The sequence below is a fragment of the Streptomyces sp. ISL-87 genome (genome assembly GCF_018614095.1).
GTDB lineage: Bacteria > Actinomycetota > Actinomycetes > Streptomycetales > Streptomycetaceae > Streptomyces.
Genome location: NZ_JAGGOY010000066.1, coordinates 34,848 through 41,974 on the forward strand (window position 1 = coordinate 34,848; position 7,127 = coordinate 41,974).

Consider the following 7,127-nt stretch of genomic DNA (forward strand, 5'->3'; position numbering starts at 1 on the left):
CGGGCCGGCAGCGGCGCACCCTCGCCGAGCGCCGGCACCGGCACCTCGGCTGCGAGGGCCGCGCGGAGCAGGGGCAGGGCCCCGGGCGGGGCGGCCGCCAGGACCAGCGCGTCGGCGCCGGTGAGCGTGGCGGGCACCGGGTCCCCGGCCCAGGGCCGGCACAGGTGCAGCCGCAACCCGGCTGCGCCGAGGGCAGCGGCCAACGCGGGCCCTGCCCCGGATGGGTCCCCGGTGCTGGCGGGGGCCGTGCTGCTTGCCCGCGCATCGGACACCGCGATCGGCGCGCACGGGGTCTCCCCTCACCCCGTGGGCGGGCCGGCGGGGCGAGAGAGCCGCAAACGCGGTGCCGGGTGAGGGGTGTTCCCCGCTCCGGATATCTGGTAGGAAAGTTTCCTAACGGAATCGGGAAGCCTCAACCACCCTATGGAGGCCTTGTGTTCACCCCCCACCGCAAGACGATGGCGATCGGCGCCGTCCTCGGCGCGGCACTGCTCGCCGCCCCGGTAGCAGCGCACGCCACCGCCACCCAGGAGCCCTCCGCCGCCCCCGCGACAGCAGTGGCGTCCGCGGCGGCCGTCGGACTCGACGACCCGGCGAAGAAGGACATCGCCATGCAGATCGTCTCCAGTGCGGAGAACTCCTCGCTGGACTGGAAGGCGCAGTACAAGTACATCGAGGACATAGGCGACGAGCGCGGCTACACGGCCGGGATCATCGGCTTCTGTTCCGGCACCGGCGACATGCTCGACCTGGTCGAGTACTACACCGAGATCAAGCCGGGCAACATCCTCGCCAAGTACCTCCCGGCCCTCCGCAAGGTCGACGGCACCGACTCGCACGCCGGCCTCGACCCGAACTTCACCAAGGACTGGGCGAAGGCCGCCCAGGGCAGTGAGTTCAGAAAGGCCCAGGACCACGAGCGCGACCGGGTCTACTTCAACCCGGCCGTCAAGCAGGGCAAGTCCGACGGGGTCGGCGTACTCGGCCAGTTCATCTACTACGACGCCATCGTCATGCACGGCGACGGCGGCGACTCCACCAGCTTCCGCAACATCCGCAAGCGGGCGCTGTCCAAGGCCAAGCCCCCGTCCCAGGGCGGCAACCAGACCACGTGGCTCAACGCCTTCCTCGACGCCCGCGTCTGGGCGATGAAGCAGGAGGAGGCGCACAGCGACACCAGCCGCGTCGACACCGCGCAGCGGGTCTTCCTGAAGAAGGGGAACCTGAACCTCAACACCCCGCTCGACTGGAAGGTCTACGGGGACTCGTTCCACATCGGCTGACGCCCGCCCCGCGGCCCGGGACGGGACCCCTCCCCCTCCCGGGCCGCCACGCGGCGGCGCACCGCCCAGCCGGCGAGCACCGCTGCGCCCGCCAGCCCGTACGCCACTGCGACCGTCTGATCGCCCAGCGCGCGCGAGGACACGTACGCCGCCGCCCCCGCGACCGCGACGCCCAGCCACTCGGCGCGCCCGTCCAGCGCCACCAGGGCGACCAGTAGCAGGGCGTACCAGGAATACCCCGGGGTGAGCAGCAGGAAGGCACAGCCCGTCACCAACAGGGCCCCGCTCCAAGGGCGTTCAGGGTCACCGCGCCACCACACCCGGCCCACCGCCGCCAGCATCCCCAGCGCCACCGCCGGCACGGCCCAGGAATCCGGCAGCGCCAGCCGCAGCAGGGCGTACCGCCCGCCGGCGCCCGGATCCCCGTACCCCTCCTCCTCGGCGTACCCGCCCAGGTAGCCCAGCACCGAGGACCGGGACGCCAGTACGTACGGCAGGTACACCAGCCCCACCACCGCGGCCGTCGGCAGCAGCAGCGCCGCCGCATCCCGCCACCGCCGTACGCCGGCCAGCGCACCCGGCAGCAGCACTGCCGGCAGCATCTTCGCCGCGATCGCCAGCCCGAACAGGGCGCCGCCCGCGGCCCGTCGGCGGACCACCACACCCAGCGCGGCCACGGACAGCAGCACGGCCAGGACATCGACGTGCGCGTTGTTCACCGCCTCCACCGCCACCGCCGGACACCACGCCCAGTACACGGCCGTACGGGGATCCGCGCGCCGCCGCCGCTGAATCAGCAGCAGCGCACCCGTGACACCGACGGCCAGCAGCGCCCCGCCGGTCTGCAGGGCCTTGTGGCGCACGCCGGGCGGGGAGAGGGTGTGCACCACCGCGAAGTAGCCCTCCGCGACGGGCGGGTAAATGGTGTGCACGGCGGGCCGGTTGATCCGGGTGCAGCCCCCCGGCTCGACGCCGACCCGGTCCGGCCCCGCGCAGGCGGCCGCGCCGCGCGGGAACAGCCAGGCGTCGCGCAGGCCGCGCAGGGCCGGGTCCGCGGGGGCGTGGTCGTACGGGGAGATCCCGGCGGCCTGGACCCGGCCGTCCCAGGCGTAGCGGAAGGAGTCGGTACTGGTCAGCGGTGGCCCGGCCAGCCCGGCGGCGGCCACGGCCACCGAACCGGCCAGCACGAGCGGGACCACGTACCGGCCCGGGACGCGGCGCAGCGCATACACCGCCGCGGCGAACAGGGCCCAGGCGGCGGCGTACCGCCAGGTGAGTCCGGCCGGATCGGTGACGTAGTCCTGTTGGCGGACGGCAGGCAGGAGGGCGGCGGTCAGGGCGGCGAGCAGCAGCGCGGTGAGCGCGGTTGCGGTCCGGGCGTGGATCGGTGTGCGGGGGTGGATCCGGATGCGGGTGCGGATGCCTGGGCGGGGGCGGTTCATGCGGGTCAGCGTGGCAGCGGGGCCCGGTGCCAGGGGCGTGACCTGGCCCGACGTCCGCGTTTCGTAAGGTGTCGGACCACCCGCGCGGGCGCCGGACGGCGGTGTGATGGGGGGTATGACTCCCCAAGCTCCACAGCCCCGGCGGGCTTCGGGGCGGCCCCGGCTGCCCCTCCGGGTCCCGCGGATCCCGCGCCGGGTGTCCCTCCCCGAGGGCGTTCGGCCGGGGTGGTGCGACGGAGTCGTGGGGGCCCGGGGCGGGGGTTGTCAGCGCTGGAGCTCTATGAAGACGCGGTCGGCGGCTGTCCAGCGGGCCGTCGGGATCCAGCCCGTGCCGACCGCGTGCGCGGTCAGCGCGGCGGGGCCGACGCGGGCCCACGGGAACGGGGCGCCGAGGCCGCCCCGCCCGTCGGCCACCCGTACCTCGCAGCGCTCGTCGACCTCGACGTCCACGCACTCGGTGATCAGCGCACCGGACCCGGACAGCACCTGGGCCATCCGCCGCAGCAGCTGCGCCGGGTCACCGCCGATGCCGATGTTCCCGTCGATCAGCAGTGCCGTGTCCCAACGCCCCTCTCCGGGAAGGGAGTCGAAGACCGAGCGGCGCAGCGCGGTGCCACCGGAGCGGGCGGTACGGGCCACCGCCTCCGGGCTGACGTCGATGCCCAGGGCCAGGTGTCCCCGGGCGGCGAGCGCGGACACGAGTCGCCCGGGCCCGCAGCCGATGTCCAGTACCGCGCCCCGGCAGCGCCCCAGCACCGTCCAGTCCGCGCCGTCCGGCGCCTCGCACCAGCGCTCCACGTCCAGCGGCAGCAGCCAGCCGTCCCCGCGGCGCAGGTAGAGCGGACCGCGGCCGCGGCGCAGGGCGACGGTGTACGGGTCGGCCGTCCACGCGACGGCGGAGTCAGCGGCTCCTACGGCTCCTACGGCGCCCACAGCGCCCACAGCGCCCACGGCGCTCATCCGCGTACCGCCTGGGTCAGTTCGGCCAGCCGGGCCGCGAAGGAGCCCGCCGGGGCCTGCGCCGCGACCAGCAGGGCGTCCTCGGCGGTGTCCACGTCCCGGAGCAGTGGCAGCCGCCCGATCCGCAGGCCGGCGGCGCGCAGCCGCTCGTACTGCGCGGCGCCGGTCTCCGGGACGGACATCGGTACGCCGCGCAGCAGCGCCGGGTCCGCCGCCGCGAGGCCGAGCGCCCAGAAACCGCCGTCCACGGCCGGCCCGAACCAGGCGTCGTACGTGGACCAGCCCGCCGGATCCGTCCCGACGGCCAGCAGTTCCGGGGTGACCTGCGGGGTGTCCATCCCGATGAGCAACGCGGGCCCGGCGCACGCCCCGAACGCGGCGGCGATCCGCTCGTCCAGGGTCCCGGCCCCCTGCGGAAGCACCTCGAACCCCGGCGGCAGCCACGGCCCGGGCCGCCCCTCCAGTACGAGCACCCGCCGCTCGGCCGGGGTCCGGGCCACGGCCGCCAGGGTGTCGGCGAGCGCGGCCTCGGCCAGCGCGGCCGCCTCGAGCGGTGTGAAGGGCGGGGTGAGCCGGGTTTTGACCCGCCCGGCCACGGGCTCCTTGGCGATCACGAGCAGGGTGGTCACCGGGCACCTCTGGAGGGCGTGGCGGGCGGAGTCGTACGGGCGTGCGCGGCGGCGCCCGGGCCGACCGTGCCGGGGCCGACCGTGCCGGGGCCGACCGTGCCGGGGCCGACCGTGCCGGGGCCGACCGTGCCGGGGCCGACCGTGCCGGGGCCGACCGTGCCGGGGCCGACCGTGCCGGGGCCGACCGTGCCGGGGCCGACCGCGCCGGGGCCGACCGCGCCCGGGTCGGCTGCGGGAGTCGCGGCGGGCTCCTTCAGGACGTGGCTCATGTCGTGTACCGCCTGCCAGGTGCCCCGCCAGGTGCCGGTCACCTTGGACTTGCCGGAGCGGGGGAGGTACGGGACGTCCACTTCCCGGATTCGCCAGCCCGCGTCCGACGCCCTGACGACCATCTGGAGGGGGTATCCGGAGCGGCGGTCGGTCAGGTTCAGGCTCGCCAGTCCATTCCGGCGGGCGGCGCGCATGGGGCCCAGGTCGCGCAGGGGCAGGCCGGTGCGCCGGCGGAGGAGACGGGCCAGTGCCAGATTTCCGGCCCGGGCGTGCAGCGGCCAGCTGCCCCGGCCCTGCGGTCGGCGCCGGCCCAGCACCAGATCTGCTTCGCCGGCCTCGACGCTCGCCACGAAGCCGGACAGCAGCCCCGGGTCCAGCGAGGCGTCGCAGTCGCAGAAGCAGACGATGTCCGCCTCGGCGGCGAGCAGCCCGGCGTGGCAGGCGGCGCCGAAACCGCGCCGGGACTCGGTCACCACGGTGGCGCCGAGCGCGCGGGCGATCTCGGCGGAGCCGTCGGTGGAGCCGTTGTCCACGACCAGGGCCCGCCAGTCGGCCGGAATGCGGGCGAGTACCCAGGGCAGGGCCTCGGCCTCGTTCAGACAGGGGAGTACGACGTCTACGGTCACGGGTTTCACCGTATGAATCGCGGCTCGGCAAAAGGGCCATCCACTCCTTACGAAACGCGGACGTCACCCCGCCCGGGCGCCTCCGCCCCACGGCGGGCGGGCGCCGGATGGGAGGCTGGACCGCATGAGCATGGAATCAGCCTCCGCGTCGCCCCCCGCGCGGATCCTGGTCGTGGACGATGACCCGACCGTCTCCGAGGTCGTCGGTCAGTACCTGCGGCGCGCCGGGTTCACCGTGGAACAGGCCGCCGACGGCCCCGCCGCCCTCGACGCGGCCGAGCGCGCCTGGCCGGACCTGGTGGTACTGGACCTGATGCTGCCGGGGCTGGACGGGCTGGAGGTGTGCCGGCGGCTGCGTGCGGCGGGGCCGGTTCCGGTGATCATGCTGACGGCGCGAGGTGACGAGGACGACCGGATCGCCGGCCTGGAGCTGGGAGCGGACGACTACGTCACCAAGCCGTTCAGCCCGCGCGAGCTGGTCCTGCGGGTCGGTTCGGTGCTGAGGCGCGGTCGGCCGGCGGCCGCGACGCCCGCCGTCGGGCCGGATCACCTGACGGGGGCCGGGATCACGCTGGACCCTGCGACCCACCGGGCCACCAAGGACGGCCGGGCGCTGGCGCTCACCCTGCGCGAGTTCGACCTGCTCGCGCACTTCCTGCGGCACCCCGGTCGGGCACACGGCCGGGAGGAGCTGATGCGCCAGGTGTGGGGCTGGGACTTCGGGGACCTGTCGACGGTCACCGTGCATGTACGAAGGCTGCGCGCGAAGGTCGAGGAGGACCCGGGGCAGCCGCTGCTGATCCAGACGGTGTGGGGCGTCGGGTACCGCTTCGAACCGATGGGGGCCAGGACGGGGGAGTCGCGGTGAAGGACGTACTGCTCATCGCGTTGTTCGCACTGGGTGGGGCGGTGTGCGCGGGGGCGCTCGGGGCGGTCGTGCTGCGGTTGCTGCGGCACCGCTCGGTCGCGGTCTCGCTGACGATCATCGCCGCGGTCGCGGTCACCGCGATGCTGGCCGGCACGCTCGCCGTCGCCCAGGCGATGTTCCTGTCCCCGCACGACCTCGGGGTGGTGACGCTGGTCGTGGCGATGGCGGCGGTGGTCTCGCTGGCCACCGCACTGCTGCTGGGCCGGTGGGTGGTCGCGCGCAGCCGGGAACTCTCCCTGGCCGCGCGGGATTTCGGCGAGGGGGGCAGTTTCGCGGCGCCGGCGGGCCAGGCCACGGCGGAACTGGACGCCCTGTCCCGGGAGCTGGCGACGACCAGCGCGAAGCTGGCCGCCTCACGGGACCGGGAGCGGGCGCTGGAGACCTCGCGGCGGGAACTGGTCGCCTGGATCTCGCACGACCTGCGGACGCCGCTGGCCGGGCTGCGGGCGATGTCGGAGGCGCTGGAGGACGGCATGGCGGCGGATCCGGCTCGGTATCACCGGCAGATCCGGACCGAGGTGGAGCGGCTGAACTCGATGGTGGGGGACCTGTTCGAGCTGTCCCGCATCCACGCGGGGGCGCTGGCGCTGAGCCCGAGCCGGATGTCGGTGTACGACTTGGTCGGGGACGCGCTGTCGGGGGTGGACCCGTTGGCGCGGGAGCACGGGGTGCGGCTGGTGGGGGACGCGGTGGACCGGGTGCCGGTGGAGGTGGACGGGAAGGAGATGACGCGGGTCCTGGCGAACCTGCTGGTCAACGCGATTCGGCACACGCCGGCGGACGGGACGGTGGCGATTGCCGCGGAGCTCCGGGCGGGGGCGGTGGTTCTGTCCGTGACGGACGGCTGCGGGGGGATCCCGGTGGAGGACCTGCCGAGGGTCTTCGACACGGGGTGGCGGGGTAGCTCGGCGCGGACGCCGGTGCCGGTTCCTGCGGCGGGGCCGGGGCCGGGGTCGGTGCCGGCGCCTGCGGCGGGGGCGGGGGCGGGG

The 7,127-nt window shown here is 75.2% G+C and carries 6 protein-coding genes and 1 pseudogene; 3 read left to right on the forward strand and 4 right to left on the reverse strand.

From position 1 onward, the window contains the following. The first annotated feature begins 458 nt into the window (after nucleotides 1–458). Complete coding sequence (locus J7I97_RS24650; protein WP_214938524.1) at nucleotides 459–1,283, forward strand: chitosanase; 825 nt, start codon at nucleotides 459–461, stop codon at nucleotides 1,281–1,283. Here the strand turns inward: J7I97_RS24650 and J7I97_RS24655 are convergent. From J7I97_RS24655 to J7I97_RS38860, 4 genes and pseudogenes are all read right to left on the reverse strand, one after another. Continuing rightward, on the reverse strand, nucleotides 1,256–2,725 hold the full coding sequence (locus J7I97_RS24655; RefSeq protein ID WP_214938511.1) for a glycosyltransferase family 87 protein: 1,470 nt from the start codon (nucleotides 2,723–2,725) through the stop codon (nucleotides 1,256–1,258). The two genes, J7I97_RS24650 and J7I97_RS24655, sit on opposite strands and share 28 nt — an antisense overlap. A gap of 264 nt (nucleotides 2,726–2,989) precedes the next feature. Then, the gene (locus J7I97_RS24660) at nucleotides 2,990–3,685 is read right to left on the reverse strand and encodes a bifunctional 2-polyprenyl-6-hydroxyphenol methylase/3-demethylubiquinol 3-O-methyltransferase UbiG (RefSeq protein WP_214938513.1); all 696 of its coding nucleotides are present in this window, start codon (nucleotides 3,683–3,685) and stop codon (nucleotides 2,990–2,992) included. After that, entirely contained in the window at nucleotides 3,682–4,314 is a 633-nt protein-coding gene (locus J7I97_RS38855; protein WP_215059718.1) for a DUF2064 domain-containing protein, read from the reverse strand. The genes J7I97_RS24660 and J7I97_RS38855 overlap by 4 nt, the downstream gene beginning before the upstream one ends. Before the next feature lie 218 nt (nucleotides 4,315–4,532). Further along, a pseudogene (locus J7I97_RS38860) lies at nucleotides 4,533–5,228 on the reverse strand (glycosyltransferase family 2 protein); the annotation flags it as partial. 106 nt (nucleotides 5,229–5,334) lie between these two features. Between J7I97_RS38860 and J7I97_RS24670 the strand changes: the two are divergent. Together J7I97_RS24670 and J7I97_RS24675 are read left to right on the forward strand one after the other, a co-directional pair. After that, the gene (locus tag J7I97_RS24670; protein ID WP_251059133.1) at nucleotides 5,335–6,078 is read left to right on the forward strand and encodes a response regulator transcription factor; all 744 of its coding nucleotides are present in this window, start codon (nucleotides 5,335–5,337) and stop codon (nucleotides 6,076–6,078) included. Then, nucleotides 6,075–7,127, forward strand: a 1,053-nt coding sequence (locus J7I97_RS24675) for a cell wall metabolism sensor histidine kinase WalK (RefSeq protein ID WP_214938516.1), incomplete at its 3' end; no start/stop codon positions are given. The genes J7I97_RS24670 and J7I97_RS24675, both read left to right, overlap by 4 nt.